The organism is Pseudogulbenkiania sp. AW2-16 (assembly GCF_056824575.1).
In genome coordinates, this window is the sequence record NZ_CP157668.1 from 1,746,280 (window position 1) to 1,764,596 (window position 18,317).

22 protein-coding genes and 1 tRNA gene are annotated in these 18,317 nt (G+C 65.5%); 10 read left to right on the plus strand and 13 right to left on the minus strand.

What is annotated here, in order from left to right:
• The first annotated feature begins 58 nt into the window (after positions 1–58).
• The 9 genes from rpoZ (at position 59) to ABKF58_RS08480 (ending at position 8,305) form a co-directional block, all read left to right on the plus strand.
• Positions 59–265, plus strand: a complete 207-nt coding sequence (rpoZ, locus tag ABKF58_RS08440) for a DNA-directed RNA polymerase subunit omega (RefSeq protein ID WP_008952512.1) — start codon at positions 59–61, stop codon at positions 263–265.
• A gap of 23 nt (positions 266–288) precedes the next feature.
• On the plus strand, positions 289–2,445 hold the full coding sequence (locus ABKF58_RS08445; protein WP_482584118.1) for a RelA/SpoT family protein: 2,157 nt from the start codon (positions 289–291) through the stop codon (positions 2,443–2,445).
• 6 nt (positions 2,446–2,451) lie between these two features.
• Positions 2,452–2,652, plus strand: a complete 201-nt coding sequence (gene thiS, locus ABKF58_RS08450) for a sulfur carrier protein ThiS (protein ID WP_294868022.1) — start codon at positions 2,452–2,454, stop codon at positions 2,650–2,652.
• 15 nt (positions 2,653–2,667) lie between these two features.
• Positions 2,668–3,465 (plus strand): thiazole synthase, encoded by a 798-nt coding sequence (locus ABKF58_RS08455; protein ID WP_014088324.1) that lies wholly within the window; start codon positions 2,668–2,670, stop codon positions 3,463–3,465.
• Between the two features lie 123 nt (positions 3,466–3,588).
• Positions 3,589–3,801 (plus strand): 30S ribosomal protein S21, encoded by a 213-nt coding sequence (gene rpsU / locus ABKF58_RS08460; RefSeq protein WP_008952516.1) that lies wholly within the window; start codon positions 3,589–3,591, stop codon positions 3,799–3,801.
• Positions 3,802–3,922: 121 nt separating this feature from the next.
• Positions 3,923–4,369: a GatB/YqeY domain-containing protein gene (locus tag ABKF58_RS08465; RefSeq protein ID WP_482584119.1), complete on the plus strand. Its 447-nt coding sequence runs from the start codon at positions 3,923–3,925 to the stop codon at positions 4,367–4,369.
• A gap of 69 nt (positions 4,370–4,438) precedes the next feature.
• Positions 4,439–6,202 (plus strand): DNA primase, encoded by a 1,764-nt coding sequence (gene dnaG / locus ABKF58_RS08470; RefSeq protein WP_482584120.1) that lies wholly within the window; start codon positions 4,439–4,441, stop codon positions 6,200–6,202.
• Positions 6,203–6,276: 74 nt separating this feature from the next.
• Entirely contained in the window at positions 6,277–8,199 is a 1,923-nt protein-coding gene (gene rpoD, locus ABKF58_RS08475) for an RNA polymerase sigma factor RpoD (protein ID WP_008952519.1), read from the plus strand.
• Between the two features lie 29 nt (positions 8,200–8,228).
• Positions 8,229–8,305, plus strand: a tRNA-Ile gene (locus tag ABKF58_RS08480).
• Between the two features lie 155 nt (positions 8,306–8,460).
• On the opposite strand, the gene ABKF58_RS08485 is transcribed toward ABKF58_RS08480, so the two are convergent.
• Positions 8,461–9,132, minus strand: a complete 672-nt coding sequence (locus tag ABKF58_RS08485; protein ID WP_482584121.1) for a DUF1345 domain-containing protein — start codon at positions 9,130–9,132, stop codon at positions 8,461–8,463.
• Positions 9,133–9,664: 532 nt separating this feature from the next.
• Between ABKF58_RS08485 and ABKF58_RS08490 the strand changes: the two genes are divergently transcribed.
• A complete protein-coding gene (locus ABKF58_RS08490; RefSeq protein ID WP_482584122.1) occupies positions 9,665–10,330 on the plus strand; it encodes a YiaD family glycine zipper/OmpA-like lipoprotein in 666 nt (221 codons plus the stop codon).
• An 87-nt stretch (positions 10,331–10,417) separates the two neighbouring features.
• Here ABKF58_RS08490 and ABKF58_RS08495 read toward each other — a convergent pair whose 3' ends face one another.
• From ABKF58_RS08495 to ABKF58_RS08550, 12 genes are all read right to left on the minus strand, one after another.
• Positions 10,418–10,774, minus strand: coding sequence for a diacylglycerol kinase (locus ABKF58_RS08495; RefSeq protein ID WP_014088318.1), 357 nt, complete (start codon positions 10,772–10,774; stop codon positions 10,418–10,420).
• 42 nt (positions 10,775–10,816) lie between these two features.
• Complete coding sequence (locus tag ABKF58_RS08500) at positions 10,817–11,419, minus strand: phosphatase PAP2 family protein (protein ID WP_482584123.1); 603 nt, start codon at positions 11,417–11,419, stop codon at positions 10,817–10,819.
• Positions 11,420–11,569: 150 nt separating this feature from the next.
• Positions 11,570–12,112 (minus strand): flavin reductase family protein, encoded by a 543-nt coding sequence (locus tag ABKF58_RS08505; protein WP_482584124.1) that lies wholly within the window; start codon positions 12,110–12,112, stop codon positions 11,570–11,572.
• 245 nt (positions 12,113–12,357) lie between these two features.
• Positions 12,358–12,531, minus strand: coding sequence for a hypothetical protein (locus ABKF58_RS08510; RefSeq protein WP_482584125.1), 174 nt, complete (start codon positions 12,529–12,531; stop codon positions 12,358–12,360).
• The gene (pqqE, locus tag ABKF58_RS08515; protein WP_482584126.1) at positions 12,455–13,468 is read right to left on the minus strand and encodes a pyrroloquinoline quinone biosynthesis protein PqqE; all 1,014 of its coding nucleotides are present in this window, start codon (positions 13,466–13,468) and stop codon (positions 12,455–12,457) included. Before pqqE ends, ABKF58_RS08510 begins: the two co-directional genes overlap by 77 nt.
• Positions 13,461–13,733, minus strand: a complete 273-nt coding sequence (pqqD, locus tag ABKF58_RS08520) for a pyrroloquinoline quinone biosynthesis peptide chaperone PqqD (protein ID WP_482584127.1) — start codon at positions 13,731–13,733, stop codon at positions 13,461–13,463. Before pqqD ends, pqqE begins: the two co-directional genes overlap by 8 nt.
• On the minus strand, positions 13,727–14,479 hold the full coding sequence (pqqC, locus tag ABKF58_RS08525; protein WP_008952531.1) for a pyrroloquinoline-quinone synthase PqqC: 753 nt from the start codon (positions 14,477–14,479) through the stop codon (positions 13,727–13,729). Before pqqC ends, pqqD begins: the two co-directional genes overlap by 7 nt.
• Complete coding sequence (gene pqqB, locus ABKF58_RS08530) at positions 14,472–15,401, minus strand: pyrroloquinoline quinone biosynthesis protein PqqB (protein ID WP_482584128.1); 930 nt, start codon at positions 15,399–15,401, stop codon at positions 14,472–14,474. The genes pqqC and pqqB overlap by 8 nt, the downstream gene beginning before the upstream one ends.
• Before the next feature lie 17 nt (positions 15,402–15,418).
• On the minus strand, positions 15,419–15,832 hold the full coding sequence (gene pqqA / locus ABKF58_RS08535; protein WP_482584129.1) for a pyrroloquinoline quinone precursor peptide PqqA: 414 nt from the start codon (positions 15,830–15,832) through the stop codon (positions 15,419–15,421).
• Positions 15,745–16,704: a quinoprotein relay system zinc metallohydrolase 1 gene (locus tag ABKF58_RS08540; RefSeq protein WP_482584130.1), complete on the minus strand. Its 960-nt coding sequence runs from the start codon at positions 16,702–16,704 to the stop codon at positions 15,745–15,747. Before ABKF58_RS08540 ends, pqqA begins: the two co-directional genes overlap by 88 nt.
• Positions 16,701–17,474, minus strand: a complete 774-nt coding sequence (locus ABKF58_RS08545) for a quinoprotein dehydrogenase-associated SoxYZ-like carrier (RefSeq protein WP_482584131.1) — start codon at positions 17,472–17,474, stop codon at positions 16,701–16,703. The genes ABKF58_RS08540 and ABKF58_RS08545 overlap by 4 nt, the downstream gene beginning before the upstream one ends.
• Before the next feature lie 15 nt (positions 17,475–17,489).
• Complete coding sequence (locus ABKF58_RS08550; RefSeq protein WP_482584132.1) at positions 17,490–18,317, minus strand: substrate-binding periplasmic protein; 828 nt, start codon at positions 18,315–18,317, stop codon at positions 17,490–17,492.

Below are 18,317 nucleotides of genomic sequence, written 5' to 3' on the forward strand. Positions count from 1 at the left end.
TGGTCCCGTGCCCGAAACACTATATAGTCTTGAAAACGATTGATTAGCCGAGGACATTATGGCCCGCATTACCGTTGATGATTGCCTGGATCGTATCCAGAACCGTTTCGACCTGACCCTGGCCGCGGCCTACCGCGCCCGTCAGGTGGCGTCGGGTTCCGCCCCCTTCGTCGAGGCCGGCCGCGACAAGCCGACCGTGGTGGCGCTGCGTGAAATTTCCGCCGGCCACGTCGGCACCGAAATCCTGCATCGCAACAAGGGCTGAGCCGGCGTCCGATGGAAGGCTCCATGAGCGCAGACCTCTCCGCGATTATCGACTATGAGGCGATGATCGACGCCGACGCGGCAGCCTTTCTCGAGGCCGCCGCCCGTTACCTGAGACCGGAGGACGTGCAGCTGCTGCGGCAGGCCTTCGAGCTCAGCCGCGCGGCGCACGAGGGGCAGACGCGCAAGAGCGGCGAGCCCTACATCACCCATCCGCTGGCGGTCGCCACCATGCTCACCGAGTGGCGGCTGGACGTGCAGGGCCTGGCGGCGGCATTGCTGCACGACGTGCTGGAAGACACCGGCGTCACCAAGCCGACGCTGGTGGAGAAGTTCGGCCGCACCATCGCCGACCTGGTCGACGGCCTCTCCAAGCTGGAGCGGCTGGAATACCAGACCAAGGAAACGGCCCAGGCCGAGAACTTCCGCAAGATGGTGCTGGCGATGGCGCGCGATATCCGCGTCATCATCGTCAAGCTGGCCGACCGCTTGCACAATATGCGCACGCTGGACGCGATGCGCGAGGACAAGCGCCAGCGCATCGCGCTGGAAACGCTGGAAATCTATGCCCCGATCGCCAACCGCATCGGCTTGAACAAGGTCTACCGCGAGTTGCAGGACCTGGCGTTCAAGCACCTGCATCCGCACCGTTACCACGTGCTGTCGAAGGCGGTGCGCGCCGCGCGCGGCAACCGGCGCGAGGTGGTGAGCAAGATTCTGCACTCGGTGAGCCAGAAGCTGGTCGAGTGCAATATCGAAGCGACGATCAAGGGCCGCGAGAAGAACCTGTTCAGCATCTACAAGAAGATGCAGGAAAAACACCTGTCGTTTTCCGAAGTGCTGGATATCTATGGCTTCCGTGTGATCGTCAACGATGTGCCCAGCTGCTACCTGGCGCTGGGCGCGCTGCACAGCCTGTACAAGCCCATTCCCGGCAAGTTCAAGGATTACATCGCCATTCCCAAGGGGAACGGCTACCAGAGTCTGCACACCACGCTGTTCGGCCCGTACGGGACACCGGTGGAAATGCAGATTCGCACCCGCGAGATGAACAGCGTGGCCGAGGCCGGCGTGGCCTCGCACTGGATGTACAAGAGCGGCGACGCCTCGCTCGACGCCGCGCACCAGCGTACGCACCAATGGCTGCAGAGCATTCTCGACATCCAGGCCGAGAGCGACGACGCCGTCGAGTTCTTCGAACACATCAAGATCGACCTCTTCCCGGACGAGGTCTACGTCTTCACGCCCAAAGGCAAGATCATCGTGCTGCCGCAGGGCTCGACGCCGGTGGACTTCGCCTACGCCGTGCACACCGATATCGGCCACCGCTGCATCGCGGCGCGCGTCAATCATTCGCTGATGCCGCTGCGCACCGTGCTGCGCAACGGCGACACGGTGGAGGTCATCACCTCCACCCAGTCCAAGCCCAATCCGTCGTGGCTGAGCTTCGTGCAGAGCGGCCGCGCCCGCTCCTGCATCCGCAATTACCTGAAGAGCCTGCAGCACGAGGAGGCAGCCCAGTTGGGCGAGCGTCTACTGAAGCAGGCGGTCAGCGCGCTGGCCTCCACGCCGCTGACGCTGGACGACGCGCTGCATGCCGCTTACCTCGCGCAGTATGGCGAGAAGGACCAGCCGTTCGATGATGTGCTGGCCGACATCGGCGTCGGCAAACTGCTGCCGATCGTGGTGGCGCGCCGGCTGGCCGAACTGGCCGGGGAGCGCACCGGCGAGAACGTGCATATCGGGCCGGTCACCATCCGTGGCAACGAGGGCGGCGCGGTGCAGCTGGCCACCTGCTGCCACCCCATCCCGGGTGATGACATCCTGGGGGTGATCACCAAGGGGCAGGGGCTGCTGGTGCACCGTGTGGTGTGCCCCAATACCAAGCGCGTTGATCACGACAAGCTGCTCGACGTCACCTGGGATAGCACGAAGGAGCGCATGTTCGGCGTCAATATCAGCATCCTGGCGCGCAACGAGCGCGGAGCGCTGGCGGAGATTGCTACCGCCATCTCGCAGGCTTCGGCCAACATCGAGAGCGTCGACACCCAGGATACCCACGTTGGAGACGGTTTCATCCACATTCATTTCCGCCTGCAGGTCGAGAGCCTGGCCCACCTCGGCAAGGTGCTGAACGAGGTGCAGCAGATCGACGTGGTGCAGCAGGCGGAACGGAGATAATCCCGCATGAAGATTCGTGTCAACGGCGAGGAGCGGATGCTGGACGGTGTTGCCACGCTGGCCGATCTGATCGCCGTACTGGAACTGGCCGGCAAGCGCGTCGCCATCGAGAAGAACGGCGAGATCGTGCCGCGCAGCCGCCATGGTGAAGAATGTTTGTCCGATGGGGATGAACTGGAAATTGTCGTCGCCGTTGGCGGCGGTTGAAGAGGGTACGAGGGAATGATGTCGCAGGATCAGCTTGTCATCGCCGGTAAGGCCTATGCGTCGCGCCTGTTGGTGGGCACCGGCAAATACCGTGATTTTGCCCAGACCGCCGAGGCGCTGGATGCCTCTGGCGCCGAAATCGTTACCGTGGCGATTCGCCGCGTCAACCTCGGCCAGAATGCCGATGAGCCGAATCTGCTCGACTTTCTGCCGAAAAACCGGTATACACTGCTGCCCAATACGGCGGGTTGCTATTCCGCCGACGACGCCGTGCGCACTTTGCGCCTGGCGCGTGAACTGCTGGACGACCATCGCCTGGTCAAGCTCGAGGTGCTGGGCGATCCGCACACGCTGTTTCCCAACGTGCGCGAGACGCTCAAGGCCGCCGAAGTGCTGGTCAAGGAAGGTTTCGACGTGATGGTCTACACTTCGGATGATCCCATCGTGGCGCGCGAGCTGGCCGACATCGGCTGTTGCGCCATCATGCCGCTGGCGAGCCTGATCGGCTCCGGCATGGGCATCCTGAATCCGTGGAACCTGAAACTGATTATCGAAGAGGCCAAGGTGCCGGTGCTGGTCGATGCCGGCGTCGGAACGGCCTCGGATGCCGCCATCGCCATGGAACTGGGCTGCGACGGCATCCTGATGAATACCGCCATTGCCGCGGCGGATGACCCGGTGCTGATGGCCCGGGCCATGAAGTTGGCCGTGGAAGCGGGGCGTGCCGCGTATCGCGCGGGTCGCATGCCCAAGCGTTTTTATAGTGCAACACCAAGTTCTCCGAGTGAGGGGGTGATTTCCGCTCGCAAGTAGTGATGCGTAAAGCGCACAAAACACTTGCTTGAGTCGCGTCAGGCTTTTACAAAACCCTGAACGTTGTTAAAATATTTGTTTTCTTCAAGCATTTAGCTTCCAGAATTTAAGGACACTAAGGTAATGCCGAATATCCGCGTCAAAGAGAACGAGCCGTTCGAAGTCGCCATGCGCCGCTTCAAGCGCGCTGTAGAAAAAACCGGTCTGCTGACCGAACTGCGCGCCCGCGAGTTCTACGAGAAGCCGACCGCTGAGCGCAAGCGCAAGCAAGCCGCTGCCGTGAAGCGTCACTACAAGCGTCTGCGCAGCCAGATGCTGCCGCCGAAGCTGTACTAATCGCTTCGTAGCACGGCAAGAATGCAGGACCGCAGGCAACGCCTGCGGTTTTGCCATTTGTACTTCACGAATTTCAGCCATCTGCCATGCCGATGGTTTCGTCTTTTTCCGCGAGCAAGACATGAGCCTCAAACTGCGCATCAGTGACGACATGAAAACGGCCATGAAGGCCAAGGACTCCGAGCGTCTCGGCACCATCCGCCTGCTGATGGCGGCGATCAAGCAGAAGGAAGTGGACGAGCGCGTCGAACTCGACGATGCCGGCATCATTGCTGTGGTCGACAAGATGCTCAAGCAGCGCCGTGATTCGGTCACCCAGTACGAGGCTGCGGGCCGCCAGGACCTGGCGGACAAGGAAAAGGTGGAAATGGACGTGCTGACCGGCTACCTGCCGCAGCCGCTCACCGAAGCCGAAATCGATGCGCTGATCGACACTGCCGTGGTGCAGAGCGGTGCCGCCTCGATGCAGGACATGGGCAAGGTCATGGGGCTGTTGCGCCCGCAGCTGGCCGGCCGTGCCGACATGGCCGTGGTCTCCGCCCGCATCAAAGCCAAGCTGGCCGGCTGAGGTGCCCGCACGCGTGCTCTGTTCGCAAGCTGTTCGGTGGTGCTGCCTGACTGACGCGAGAATCTGTCGTTGATTCCGCAGGATTTCATCGATCAGCTGCTGTCCCGCGTCGACATCGTCGACGTGGTGGATCGCTACGTCCCGCTCAAGAAGGCCGGCCAGAACTTCCTCGCCTGCTGCCCCTTCCACAAGGAAAAAAGCCCTTCGTTCACCGTCAGCCCGAGCAAGCAGTTCTATCACTGCTTCGGCTGCGGCGCCCACGGCTCGGCCATCGGCTTCGTCATGGAGTACCAGGGACTGAGCTTCGTCGATGCCATCCGGCTGTTGGCCGAAGGGCTCGGCATGCCGGTGCCGGAGGAGCGTTCGGCCAACCCGCAGGCCAGCCGCGAGGCGCGCGAGCGCAAGGTGACGCTGGAAGACCTGTTGCAGCGCGCGGCGGCGTACTACAAGCAGCAGCTCAAGTCCTCGCCCGCCGCCATCGGCTACTTCAAGGGGCGGGGCCTGACCGGCGAGATCGCCGCGCGCTTCGGACTCGGCTACGCGCCGGGCGAATGGCAGAACCTGCAGGCGATTTTCACCGACTACCAGGACGAGAAGCTGGTGGAGAGCGGGCTTGTGATCGCGGGCGACGAGGGCAAGCGCTACGACCGCTTCCGCGACCGTGTGATGTTCCCGATCCGCAACCAGCGCGGCGGCATCATCGGCTTCGGCGGACGGGTGCTGGGCAAGGGCGAGCCGAAATACCTCAACTCGCCGGAGACGCCGCTGTTCGAAAAGGGGCGCGAGCTGTACGGCTTGTACGAGGCGCGCCAGGCGATCCGGGAGAAAAACCGCGTTCTGGTGGTCGAAGGCTATATGGACGTGGTGGCGCTGGCGCAGTACGGCGTCGAATACGCGGTGGCGACGCTCGGCACCGCCACCACCGGCGAGCACGTGCGGAAACTGCTGCGCCATGCCGACCAGGTGTACTTCTGCTTCGACGGCGACAAGGCCGGGCAGAAGGCGGCGTGGCGTGCGCTGGAAAACAGCCTGCCGCAGCTGGTCGACGGCAAGGCGCTGAACTTCCTGTTTCTGCCGCAGGAGCACGACCCGGACAGCTACATCCGCGAGTTTGGGCGCGAGGCGTTCGAGGAGTGCCTGGAGCGGCAAAGTCTGCCGCTGTCGGTCTATCTCACCCGTGAGCTGACCGGGCGCGCCGACATGAATACCCCGGAGGGCAAGGCCGACCTGATCCGTCAGGCCATGCCGCTCCTGAACCAGATTGCCGCACCGGCGCTGGCGCTCATCATCAAGAAAAGGTTGGCCGAACTGGCCGGCGTGGACGTCGACGAATTCGACATGCTGATGGGGCTGAAAAAGCCGGAGCGCAAGGGCAGGCGCGAATACCGTCTGCCTAACGAGTCGAACCGCTACATCAATACGCCGATCGTGCGCAAGCAGATCAAGTGGCTGCTGATGAACCCGCGCTGGGCGGAGGATGTGACGCTCTCCGACAGCGTGGCGCTGTCCGACGAATTGGCCTGTTTTGCCATGTTGGCCGAACGAGTGCACGAGATGCCGCAGGAGCCCAATACGGCCCGGCTGGTGGAAAGCATTCGCGGCACCCCTTTCGAAGGGCTGGTGGACAGCGTATTGCAGCAGGCCATGCAAGACCCCGACGAGTTTGCCGACACCGGCGAGGAGGCACGCCAGCAGTTTCAGGACGGCAACGTCAAACTGCTTAAATTGTTGCGTGAAGCCGAACTGGAAAGGCTAAAACAAAAGTCAAGGAATGAAGGTCTAACACCTGAGGAAACCCAGTTGCTGCGCGCCTTGCTGACCCGGCAAGGCTAGTGGTGCTGGGGCTCGTCACGGGGTTATGGTAAACTTAACTGTTTTTTTTCGGCTTTTTTCAAGCAGGAAGCGAAATGGCGGCCTCTCCCGAAAATCAGAAAGATATGCAAGACAACGAGCAGGAATCGATGAGTCTTGAGGATCAGCGTAAACGCCTGCGTTTGCTGATCGCGCTGGGCAAGGAGCGCGGCTACCTTACCTACGCCGAGATCAACGACCATCTTCCGGAAGACGTGTCGGATACCGAACAGATCGAGAACATCGTCACGATGATCACCGGTCTGGGCATTCAGGTCTACGACGAGGCGCCGGATGCCGATACGCTGCTGATGTCCGACGCCACGCCGGCGGTTGCCGACGAAGATGCGGTGGAAGAAGCGGAAGCGGCGCTGTCCTCGGTCGACTCCGAGTTCGGTCGCACCACCGACCCGGTGCGCATGTACATGCGTGAAATGGGCTCGGTCGAACTCTTGACGCGCGAAGGCGAGATCGAAATCGCCAAGCGCATCGAAGACGGCCTCAAGCACATGATCGAGGCGATCTCGGCCTGCCCGGGCACCATCTCCGAAGTGCTGGCCCTGCTCGAGCGTGTCGAAGCCGGCGACATACGTGTCGACGAAGTAGTGGACGGTTTCATCGATCCGAACGCCGAGGTCGAGGAAGAAGTGCCGTTCGCCGAGCCGGTCGACCCCGACGAGGTGTTGGACGAGGAAGAGGAAGAGGAGGAAGCCGAGGAAGAAGACGCCGAAGCCATCTCCAACGCCAACCTGGAAGAACTCAAGCTGCAGTCGCTGGAGCACTTCGCGCTGGTGCGCGCGCTGTTCGAGGAACTGGTGGTAGTGCTGCGCAAGCAGGGCAACCAGAGCGAAGAGTATCGCCAGCTGCAAGGCGCGATCACCGAGTCGTTCATGAAGGTGCGCTTTGCCACGCGCCAGATCGAAAGCCTGTGCGAGTCGCTGCGCAGCCGTGTCAACGAGATCCGCTCCTACGAGCGTGATATCCAGGACATCTGCGTGACCCGCGTGCGTATGGATCGCGCCCACTTCATCAAGTACTTCCCCGGCAACGAGATCAACACCGACTGGGTGGAAGACGAGATCAGCTCGGGCAAGCCGTGGTCGGAGGCGCTGACCCGCTTCAAGTACGCCATCATTGAGAAGCAGACCAAGCTGGCCGAACTGCAGGACCGCGCCATGCTGTCGATCAAGGACCTGAAGGAAATCAACCGCCAGATGTCGGCGGGCGAGTCCAAGGCGCGCCGCGCCAAGAAGGAAATGATCGAGGCCAACCTGCGTCTGGTGATTTCCATCGCCAAGAAGTACACCAACCGTGGCCTGCAGTTCCTCGATCTGATCCAGGAAGGCAACATCGGCCTGATGAAGGCGGTGGACAAGTTCGAATACCGTCGCGGCTACAAGTTCTCGACCTACGCCACTTGGTGGATTCGTCAGGCGATTACCCGCTCCATAGCGGACCAGGCGCGCACCATCCGCATTCCGGTGCACATGATCGAGACCATCAACAAGATGAATCGCATCAGCCGTCAGATTCTGCAGGAGACCGGGCACGAGCCGGATCCGGCGGAACTGGCCGAGCGCATGGAAATGCCGGAAGACAAGATCCGCAAGATCATGAAGATTTCCAAGGAGCCGATCTCCATGGAAACCCCGATCGGCGACGACGACGATTCGCACCTGGGCGACTTCATCGAGGATCAGAACAACCTGGCACCGTCCGACGCGGCGATGTACTCCAGCCTCAAGGACGCCACCAAGGAAGTGCTGGAAACGCTGACCCCGCGCGAGGCCAAGGTGCTGCGCATGCGCTTCGGTATCGACATGAACACCGACCACACGCTGGAAGAGGTGGGCAAGCAGTTCGACGTGACGCGCGAGCGTATTCGTCAGATCGAAGCCAAGGCGCTGCGCAAGCTGCGCCACCCGACCCGCTCGGAACGCCTGCGCAGTTTTCTCGACAACGAGCCGGGCAACCAGTAACCGATATTCTGCTATAATGCGCCCCCACAGGGCCTTTAGCTCAGTCGGTTAGAGCAGAGGACTCATAATCCTTTGGTCGCGGGTTCGAGCCCCGCAGGGCCCACCAAGGCATATCGGAAAGGACCTATCGCGAAAGCGATAGGTCCTTTTTCTTTGCCGTTCTGGCGTGGCGTGATGGGGGCGAAAGGTGGCTCAAGGTCGTGGTTGCCTCCTCCGGGATGGTGCACGGGGCGCGGTTGCATGGCGCGATGGGCGGGGCGCTTAGAACAATGCTGCCGCCAGGTTGATGGTCAGGGCCAGCAGGGTGGTGTTGAAGGCAAAGCTGAGGCAGGCGTGAATGAGGACGCTCTTGCGCACGCGCGAAGCGGTAATCGCAATGTCGGAGGTCTGCGAGGTGGCGCCGATGGTGAACGAGAAATAGAAGAAGTCGCCGAAGGTGGGCTGCCGCGTGCCGGGGAAGTCGATGCCGCTGCCGGGTGTGCGGTCGCCGCTGTGGGCGTAGTAGAGATGGGCGTAATGCAGCGCATAGAGCGTATGCAGGCTGACCCAGGCGGTGGCGATGGTGATCATGGCGGCCAGGGCGTGTGGCAGGCGCCCGCCCCCGGGCAGCCCCTTGACGCCGGCGAGCAGGAAGAAGATCGCCCCGACACTGGCGGTGAGGGCGGCGATGGCCATCCCCAGCGAGATCATCCAGCTGGGGTCGAGCTCGGCCGCATGATGGCGCACGTCCTGCGGCCCGGCGTGACCGATCAGCCAGCCCACGGCGAGCAGCCAGATCAGCGAAGCGGCATTCCAGCCCACCAGCACCTGAGCCACCGGGTTGCCCCAGAACGGGTTGGCCAGCGCCGCCAGCACGCCGCCAAGCGCCGCGACCAGCAGGCTGCGGCGCGCGAACAGCGGCCAGTGCCGTCGATGTTCCATTCTCGTATTCATCGCGCAGTGCAACTCCTGTCGCATGACGTCCTCGTTGTTCCCTCGTCCGCCCGAATCCGGCCTCGGAGGCCCGTTACCGGCCTGGAGCGAGGAGGCCTGCTGTTTTTGTTGCCGTCCTGATGGGATCGTACCCTGACTGTAGCCTACTCGCCCAGGGACGGAGGGGCGGGAGGGCGCGGTTCATGGCAAGCGTACCGGCGATGCGGCGATATTGGCAATGCACTTTGCCCCCGGGGCTGGTCGGCGTGCGGGCGGCTGGCGACGCATTGTTTTCTGTCGCAACCGAGGGCCTGGCAGAGGGAGTGGTGGGCGCTGAGGGTGGGAAGCCCGGTGCCCTCTGTCTGCCATGGGCGGCGTGTGGCGGCTCGGTCGCATGGGCGCGGAGTCTGCCATGACAGAGCAATGTCTTGCAGCCGTACTATGATTACAGACACAGACGGGCGAACCACCCGCTCCTGCTCGCATCAAACCGATGTTACTCGGCGGTACTTTCTCTACTGAACATTCTGCAAGACTCGATGGAGGGCCTCATATGAAGAAGATCATCGTTACCCTTACGGCTGTCGCATTCGGTGTCAGCGCTCTTTCCGGCTGCGCCAACATGAACGACACCCAACGCGATACCGGTACCGGTGCCGCCATCGGCGCGGCCGCCGGGGCGGTGATTGGCGGTTTGACGGCGGGGGGGCATACCGGCCGCAGCGCGGCGACCGGTGCCGCCGTCGGCGCGGCGCTGGGGGCGGGCGGGGGCTATCTGTGGTCGAAGCACATGCAGGAGCAGAAGGCGGCGATGGAGCAGGCGACCAAGGGGACCGGCGTGAGCGTGAGCCAGACCGCCGACAACCAGCTCAAGCTCGATATCCCGAGCGACGTGTCGTTTGATTCCGGCCGTTACGACATCAAGTCCAACATGCGCCCGATCCTGGACCGTTTCGCCACCACCCTGAATCAGAACCCGGTGACCACGGTGAAGATCATCGGCCATACCGACAGCACCGGTTCGGATGCCATCAATGGCCCGCTGTCGGTTAACCGCGCCAGCGCGACGCGGAGCTACCTGGTGGCTCGCGGCGTGGCGATGAACCGCATCAGCATCGACGGCCGCGGTTCGAGCGAACCGATCGCGAGCAACAGCACCGCGGCTGGCCGCGCCAAGAACCGCCGTGTCGAAATCTTTGTCGGCGAGGCGGCCCGCTAAGCGAGGCCTGCCCGACCCAGCCGACGGCATCGTTGTTGGCTGGGCCGGGGCGTGACCTGCCTTAGCGGGAGATGCGGAGGGACGCCATCAGGCGCCCAGGCAGCTCAGCAAGAAGGCGATCCCGACCAGCAGCGCCATGAGGCTGGCCAGCAGCACGGCGCCGGCGGCGATATCCTTGGCCACGCCGATTTCCGGGTGCCGCTCGGGGTGCAGGTGGTCGGTCAACGTCTCCAGCGCGGTATTGGCCAGCTCCGCCACCAGCACCAAGCCTACCGCCAAGGCCAGAATGGCCCACCACAGCGCCGCCGGGCGCACCAGCAGCAGCACGATCAGGACGACGACGGCGGCCAGCAACTGGGTGCGCAGGCTTTTTTCCCGCCCGACGGCCAGCACCAGTCCGCGCAGTGCGTAACCCAGCCGCTTATCGAATGACTGTCCTTTCACTCCCTCTCCTTGTGCGTTCTGTCTGATGTGCTGCCGCCGGTGTCAGCGCCGGATCCAGCCCGTGGCAATGGGCCAGGCGAAGAGCGTACGGTAGAGCCGCAGGGCAAGCCGGGTGGTCTGCTCGCCGGCCCGGGCCCAGAGCGGGGCCACCATGGCCTGGCTGATGCCGCTCACCGCGACGGCGCCGAGCATGTCGAGTGGAAAGTGCACGCCAAGGTAAATGCGTGCCCAGGCCACGCTCAGGCTGGCCAGCAGGACCAGCGTGCCCAGCGGTTTTTCCCGGCCCAGGAACAAGGCGATGCCGATGCTGGCGAATACCGTCATGTGATCGCTGGGAAACGACGAATCGGCGGCGTGCGGGATGAAGGTGTGCCCCAGCCCCAGCGCGAAGGGACGGGGATGCGGCCAGATCAGCCCGATCAGCTGGTTGAAGCCGAGGGCCAGCAAGGCGACCAGGCAGGCTTTGAGGGCGACGTTGCGGCGCGCATCGTTACCCCAGAACCACAGACCAAGCAGGAGCAGCGGGATCAGCAGGATCAGGTCGTCGGCGACGACGGTGGCGGCGGCGATACGCCACCACGGGCTATCGGGAGCCCCATTGAGGGTGAGGAACAGGGCCTGGTTCAGGGCTTCGAGGTGAGTCATGCGGGGATTGTCCGGGAAACCGTGTCGATGGGGAGAGGGGCCGCCGTCTGGCCACGATGATAACGTCGCTGACCCGATTCGTCTGGGCGGGGCGGTGCTGGCGAACTGCTGTGGTGAGCATAGGCCAGCGCCGGGGAGCAGCGGTGCCTGTCACCTCATTTTAGACGGCAGCTGGATGACTTCGCCGGCCACCATGAAGTTCCCATAGCCGCGGTGGTGCAGCGTCTGCGGCGCGGGGCGCGTCGGGTCGATCCAGGCCGCCAGCACCTCGAGGACGAAGAAGTCGTATTTCTCCACCAGGGCGGTATCCACGACCTGGCACTCGAGGTTGGCGTAGCATTCCGCGATCAGCGGCGCGGCGATGCACGAGGCGGGGGCCGGCGTCAGGGGCAGGGTGGCGAACTTGTCGACCGTCCGCCCGGAGCTATTGCCGCAGGCGACCACCTGCTCCGCAAGATCGACGGTGGGAATGTTGATGACGCATTGCCCGCTGGCCGTCAGCAGGGCGTGGCTGGCATTGCGGCGGCTGATCACGCACCCGACCAGGGGCGGCTCGAACTCCAGCATGGTGTGCCACGACATCGCCATGATGTCGGCGTGGCGGGCGTCGCCGGTGCTGACCAGGACCACCGGGCCGGGTTCGAGCAGCCCATACACCTGGGCCAGGGGGTAAGGCTGTTTGGTCACGCGCATGTCCCTTCGCTGGCGGTCTGGTATGGGCTCAGGTCGAGCCGGATAGCTTCAGCGTAGGCCGGGGGCGGAGGTGTGCCAACCGCGCATCGCGGTTTGGCGGCACGTGGCGGCGTGGCTTCGTCTGGGGCGCGAGGAATGCTCAATAGGTTGGCCGAAGCGGTCGGTGAGGGTGACGCGGAATGGCGACAGCCCCGCTTCCGAGAAAGCCGGGCTGTCGCTGTTTGCGCCGAGGAGGGCGTGCCGGTTTAGGCCTCGGTCATGGCGTACGAGAAGCGCCGCAGTTGCAGCGGCACGTCACCCAACTGGGCTTCGCGGCGCGCCAGCGTGACCACCTGCTCGTGCTTAGGCGAGCGTTCGCACACCGGGTCGAGGGTGTTGGCGTCGCCGGCCAGCGCCAGCGCCTCGGCAGCGGCAGCCACCCCAGTCCTTTTCCTTGTTGTCGCAGCCGCTGCACGGTTCCGGCATCCAGGCGGTGCCGCGGTAGGCGGCGAAGGCGGACGAGTCGAACCAGGCTGCGGCCAACGTGCTGGCCGGGAAACGCGGGAAGTCGAGGTGGGTGAGGGTCTGCGCGGCGTGGCAGGGCAGCAGGGTGCCGTCCGGCATGACGTTGAGGAAGCGTTGCGCCCAGCCGCCCATGCAGGCCTTGGGGCGGCGCGCGTAGTAGTCGGGGATGACGTAGTCGATCACCATGCGGCCCTTGACCCGTTCGCGCCATTCGGTCACCAGGGCCGTCATGGCGTCGAGCTGGGCTTCGCTCGGGATCAGCGCGGCGCGGTTCTGCAGCCCCCAGCCGTAGTACTGGGTGTTGGCGACTTCGACGCGGGCGATGCCGCGCGCTTCGGCGTAGCTGAGCATGGCGTCGAGTTCGTGGGCGTTCTGCCGGGTGATGACGAAGTTCAGCGTCAGCGCCAGGCCGGCGGCCTGCACCAGGTCCAGTGCGGCCTGCTTCTTGGCGACCCCGCCCTTGAAGCCGGAGAGCGGCTCGGCCACGGCTTCGTCCAGCCCTTGGAAGCTGAGCTGGACGTGGTTCAAGCCGGCCTCGGCCAGCACCGCGAGCTTGGCTTCGTTCAGCAGCACGCCGGAGGTGATCAGGTTGCTGTAGAGGCCGAGCCGGCTGGCGTGTGCCACCAGCTCGGGCAGGTCGGCGCGCGCCATCGGCTCGCCGCCGGAGAAATGCACCTGCAGCATGCCCATCTCGGCGGCTTCGTCGAGGATGGCGCACCACTCGGCGGTGCTGAGTTCGGCGTTGGCCGGGGTCAGCGCCAGCGGGTTGGAGCAGTAGGCGCAGCGCAGCGGGCAGCGGTGGGTGAGTTCCAGCAGGACGGCCAGCGGCGGGGTCAGGGCGGTATCAGTCATGGCGCAGGAACCCTTTCTCGCTCATGGTGGTGAACAGGGCCAGCACGTCTTGCTGCACGGTGTCGAGCGGCGCGGCGAATTCGGCGGCCAACCCTTCGCACAGCTGGCCGATGTTCACCCCGGCGCTGCGTTCCAGGCACAGCCGTGCCAAGTCGTCGACGATCAGCATGCGTTCCGGCCCCAGCAGCACCCAGCGTTCGCGCACCTTGTCGTGCTGCAGCCGGGTGCCGGGGGCGAGCCGCACGGTGCTCTCGAGGGTCAGCATGGCGGCCGGCTCGGGTCAAAGGCGCCCGGCGGGATCATGCCCGGCGCGACGTAGGCAGCGTAGAGCGCGTCGAGCTGCGCCCACAGCACGTTGCACTTGAAGGTCAGCGCGTCCAGCACGCCCTGTTGTTCGGCCAACGTGGTGGCGTGGCGCTTGACGTAGTCGAGCGCGAAGTCGGCGTCGCGCGGCGCCTGGGAGAGGCGGCGGCGGAAGTAGGCCAGCACCTTGTCGTCGATGAAGTCGTAGTTTTCCAGGAGGCCGACGATGCGCTCCTTGTGGATGGCCGGGGCGAACAGTTCGGTGAGGCAGGAGGCGACAGCGACCACCGGCGGGTGGCGCGCTACGAAGTCGACGTAGGCTTCCACCGCGAACACCGTGGCGGGCAGCGCGCCCTGGCGCGAGATGACGTAGTCGCGCGACAGGCCGAGGCCGTCGGTGAGCACCAGCCAGCGCTCGATGCCGCCTTCCTCGTCGCCGTAGCCGTCGTGGTCGAGGATGCGCTGCACCCACTCGCGGCGCAGTTCGCGGTCGTGGATGCGGCTGATCAGCGCGGCGTCCTTGCGCGGGATCGCCGCCTGGTAGCAGTAGCGGTTGAGCGCCCAGGCCTGCACCTGGCCGAAATTCAGCTTGCCGCCGTGCAGCAGGTGGTGGAAGGGATGGCGGTTGTGATAGCGCTCGTGACCGATGGTGCGCAGCGCATCTTCCAGTTCGGCCGGCGACAGCACGGCAGTAAGGGGCTTATTCAACGCAGAACTCCATGCCGTCACGGGCCAGTTGCCAGCCGGCGGCGACGATGGCGGCGCGCTCCGGGCTGTCGGCAAGCAGGACGGGGTTGGTATTGTTGATGTGGATGAACAGCTTGCGTGCCAGCGGCACGTCCTGCCACAGCGCGATCGCGCCGCCCTCGCCGCTCATCGGCAGGTGACCCATGCGCGAGGCGGTCTTGTGGCCGACACCGCAGGTGATCATCTCGTCCTCGGTGAAGGTGGTGCCGTCGAACAGCAGGCTGTCCTCGGGGCGCAGGCGCGCCTTGATGTCGCCGGGTAGCGCGGCGCAGCCGAGCAGGTAGAACAGCCGGCTGCGCGAGCCCACCGCGCTCAGGGCGAGGCCGATGGTGTCTTCCGGCACGCTGCCGAAGTTGGCGGCGTGCGGGTCTTCCAGCCACAGCGCGACCTTGCCGGGGATGGTGAAGGGTTCGACGCGCACCCCGGTGTCGGCGCCGTTGGCGTCGAGCACCGGTTGCGGCTGATCCAGCGTCAGGGTGCGGCGCGCCACCTGCTGGCGGTCGAGCACGTTGAACACGGCGTTGGCTTCCAGCACGCGCTGCACGCGGCCGCTGGCGTACACCGGGAAGGCCTGGCTCTCGCGCAGCGACAGCAGGCCGGCGATGTGGTCGACGTCGGCGTTGGTGAGCAGCATCGCGCTCAAGGGGCTCGAGCGCGGGAAGCTCTGCGGCTGCAGCGCCGGGGCCGCGGCGAACTGCTGGCGGATGTCGGGCGAGGCGTTGATCAGGACCCAGTGCGCGCCATCGGCGGATACCGCGATCGATGATTGCGTCTGCGGCGTGGCGCGGTGGCCGAGACGGGCCGCCCGGCAGACGTCGCAGGCGCAGTTCCATTGCGGCAGGCCACCGCCGGCCGCGGCACCGAGAATGATGACGCGCAACATGGGGTCGGGTCCTTGTCTCAGCGCTCGGCGCACATGTAGCAGTTGATCTCGCAGCCGAGGGAGACTTCGATCACTTTCGGGGTGGTCCAGGTACGCATGGTGAATCCTCCAAATTGAGAACTGAATTGCCGGATGGCCACTTCACTATAAGGAGGACGGGAGCCGCATGAGAATGCGACTTTAGTCGGACGGGGGTTCCGTAGCATTCCTTGTCGCATCGGGGGCGTGGCTCGATGGGGTGCGGTGCGAGCGCCTCCACCCATCCTACGGCGCGGGCCGGCAAAAAAAGACCCGCCAGGTGGCGGGTCGAATGCCCTGAATGACAATGCACGGGCAGGAGGAGTCAATCGGTAGGCTGGTCGGGGACGGCCAGCGCGGGGAGTTCGGCCAGTTCGTAGCGGGCGTAGAGGAAGCCGACGCTGCGGCGCCATTCGGCGCGCGCCTCGGCCCAGCCGGCGAACTCGGCCGGGATCGGTAGCGCCATTGCCTCGGTCGGCGTCAGGCCATGCCGCGCGGCGTCCTTGAGGGTAGCGTCGAGCCACTGCAGGTAGCGGCGCGTGGCGCGGATCGGCGCGGCGTCGTGTGTCACCGCGCCGTGGCCGGGCACCAGGGTCTTGAACGGCAGCGCTTCCAGGCGGTCGAGCGTGGCCAGCCAGTCGGGCAGGCTGGCGTTGGGCAGGGTCGGGGTGCGGCCGTTGAACACCTGGTCGATGGCGTACAGCACGCCGCTGGTGTGGTCGAACACCGCGATGTCGGACTGGGTGTGGCCCGGCACCGCGATGAATTCGAGCGTGTGCCCGCCGATTTCGCGCACGCCGGGCGTGAGCGGGGCGTTGGGCAGCAACGGTTCGGTGCCCTGCATGCGGTCGCCGACCAGGCGGTAGAGGTTTTCGGCCAACCCTTCGGCTTCGTTCCGGAGCATGGCCGTGGTTTTTTCGTCGGCGCGGATCGGCACGTCGCTGAAGGCCTGGTTGCCGAGGAAGTGGTCGGGGTGCTTGTGGGTGATGACCAGTTCGCGCACCGGCTTGCCGGCGGTGCGCTCGATGACGCGGCGGTACTGTTGGCCGAAGGCGCGCGACGGCCCGCTGCCGATCACCACCACGCCCTCGGCGGTGGCGATGAAGGCGGTGTTGACCAGGAAGCCGCCGTTCTGCGGCGTGAAGTAGCCGGTGTCGGCGATCACCGCCCAGCTGTCGGGGGCGATGGCTTGCGGCGTGATCGGATACTCGGCGGCGCGGGCGCCGGTCACGGCGCCGAGTCCGGCCAGCAGCGCGGCGAGCAGGCGCAGGCGGCGCGTCATCATGGCAGCACCGGCAGGCGGCCGCCGAAGGCGTTGCCGTCGCTGTCCTGGGCGTCGATCCGCAGACTGTCGCCGTCGAGCCGGGCGAGCTGGAAGGTGAACAGCGGGTTCTCGGCGAGCGGCGCGTCGAGGCTGAGATGCGCCAGAGGCTGGCCCGCGCTGTCGCTGAGGCGCAGCTGCGTCAGGTGGAACGTCGGCGTATTGCCGACCAGCCCGGTGTCCATCGGGTGCATCACGCGCAGGCGGATGCGGTGGGTGGCGCCCTCGCGCCAGACCCGGCCGTACATCTTGCCCAGCAGGTTGGCCCAGTCGGTGCTGGCGCGGGTCGGGGTGGGCAGGGCGCAGCCGCCGCCCGGGGCGTCGACCAGTTGCCCGCCGACGTGCCAGACCCCCTGGGCGTCGCGCGCCGCGGCGCGGATCGGCGTGGCCTGGTTGACGCGCATGGCGACGGCGAAGACCGGCTGCAGCCGCAGCGGCTGGAAGCGCAGCGCCAGCGGCAAGGGGTTGTAGTCGGCGAACAGCACGATCTCCTCGACCCGGCCGAGCGCGCTGGCGTCGACGCTGACCGGCACGCGCTGGCCGTCTTCGACCTGCTGCGGCAGCGTCACCTTGACGCGCTCGTCGAACACCGCCGGCTGGTCGCCCAGCACGGTCTTGTGCATCACGTCCCACATCACCGAATGCAGCGGGTCGGCCTGCGGTGCGGCGTGCAGCGGCAGGCTGGTGCCCAGCAGGACGAGCAGGGCGGGGAGGTGGCGGGCAAGGGGCGGCATGGCGGGGTCCGGGGTTCAGTGCTCGTCGGGCGCGCGGTAGCTGACCTGGTAGCGGGCGAACAGCCGGGCCAGCTCGCCCGACTGGCGCAGCTCGGTGACGATGTCGCTCGTCGCCCAGGCCAGGTCGCGCAGGCTTTCCTTGGTGGCCATGCCGACCTCCCAGCGAGCCTTGATCAGGCCGGGCGCCTGCGGCTGGCCGAGGCGCCACTCGCCGCGCGGCAATCCCCATTCCAGTTCGCTCTGGGTACCGTACACCGCGCCGGCCTTGTCCTCGCGCAGCGCCGCCACCGCGCCTTGGGCACTGGGGTAGTGCTGCAGCTGGCTGCGCAGCCGGCCGCCCTGCAACGAGGACAGGTAGAGGTCGGCCAGGCTGTCGTTTTCCACCGCGATGCTGTCCTGGCCGATCTGCAGGGTGGAGCCGGGCACGTTGCTCCCGGCCCAGGCGAGATTTTCGCTGTAGTAGGCGCTGAACAGGTAGGCGTTGTCGTTGCGGCGCGCCAGTTCGCGGTCGAACGGCACGTGCAGCATCAGGTCGGCGGTGCCGCCGCCGAGATAGTGACCCTTCCAGACGGCGTTGCGCAGGTCGCCGTCGACGTCGTCGGCCGGGGTGATCGGCATGAAGTTGACCGCCAGGCCGAGCTTCTTGCCGATGGCGCGCGCGAGGTCGACGTCGATGCCGGTGAGTTCGCCGTCCTTGACGAAGGAGAACGGCGGGAAGTCGCGGTACACCGCCACCCTGAGCACTCCGCCCGCGCGGATATCGTCCAGATTGGCGGCGCGGGCCTGCTGCGTCAGCAGCAGCGGGGCCACGAGCAGAGCGGTCAGAAAATGGCGGCGGTTCAT

Excerpts from the sequence above, each read along its gene's own strand:
- ABKF58_RS08545 (WP_482584131.1), bottom strand. The coding sequence starts at position 17,474 with ATGCCGCCCCTTGCCCGCCACCTCCCCGCCCTGCTCGTCCTGCTGGGC.
- ABKF58_RS08445 (WP_482584118.1), top strand. The coding sequence starts at position 289 with ATGAGCGCAGACCTCTCCGCGATTATCGACTATGAGGCGATGATCGAC.
- pqqA (WP_482584129.1), bottom strand. The coding sequence starts at position 15,832 with ATGGCGCCGCAGCGTCGGCTTCCTCTACGCCCGCTACGAACTGGCCGA.
- ABKF58_RS08500 (WP_482584123.1), bottom strand. The coding sequence starts at position 11,419 with ATGACTCACCTCGAAGCCCTGAACCAGGCCCTGTTCCTCACCCTCAAT.
- rpoZ (WP_008952512.1), top strand. The coding sequence starts at position 59 with ATGGCCCGCATTACCGTTGATGATTGCCTGGATCGTATCCAGAACCGT.
- pqqE (WP_482584126.1), bottom strand. The coding sequence starts at position 13,468 with ATGACTGATACCGCCCTGACCCCGCCGCTGGCCGTCCTGCTGGAACTC.
- thiS (WP_294868022.1), top strand. The coding sequence starts at position 2,452 with ATGAAGATTCGTGTCAACGGCGAGGAGCGGATGCTGGACGGTGTTGCC.
- ABKF58_RS08465 (WP_482584119.1), top strand. The coding sequence starts at position 3,923 with ATGAGCCTCAAACTGCGCATCAGTGACGACATGAAAACGGCCATGAAG.
- pqqB (WP_482584128.1), bottom strand. The coding sequence starts at position 15,401 with ATGTTGCGCGTCATCATTCTCGGTGCCGCGGCCGGCGGTGGCCTGCCG.
- ABKF58_RS08540 (WP_482584130.1), bottom strand. The coding sequence starts at position 16,704 with ATGATGACGCGCCGCCTGCGCCTGCTCGCCGCGCTGCTGGCCGGACTC.
- ABKF58_RS08550 (WP_482584132.1), bottom strand. The coding sequence starts at position 18,317 with ATGAACCGCCGCCATTTTCTGACCGCTCTGCTCGTGGCCCCGCTGCTG.
- rpoD (WP_008952519.1), top strand. The coding sequence starts at position 6,277 with ATGGCGGCCTCTCCCGAAAATCAGAAAGATATGCAAGACAACGAGCAG.
- rpsU (WP_008952516.1), top strand. The coding sequence starts at position 3,589 with ATGCCGAATATCCGCGTCAAAGAGAACGAGCCGTTCGAAGTCGCCATG.
- ABKF58_RS08505 (WP_482584124.1), bottom strand. The coding sequence starts at position 12,112 with ATGCGCGTGACCAAACAGCCTTACCCCCTGGCCCAGGTGTATGGGCTG.
- ABKF58_RS08490 (WP_482584122.1), top strand. The coding sequence starts at position 9,665 with ATGAAGAAGATCATCGTTACCCTTACGGCTGTCGCATTCGGTGTCAGC.
- ABKF58_RS08485 (WP_482584121.1), bottom strand. The coding sequence starts at position 9,132 with ATGAATACGAGAATGGAACATCGACGGCACTGGCCGCTGTTCGCGCGC.
- ABKF58_RS08455 (WP_014088324.1), top strand. The coding sequence starts at position 2,668 with ATGATGTCGCAGGATCAGCTTGTCATCGCCGGTAAGGCCTATGCGTCG.
- pqqD (WP_482584127.1), bottom strand. The coding sequence starts at position 13,733 with ATGCTGACCCTCGAGAGCACCGTGCGGCTCGCCCCCGGCACCCGGCTG.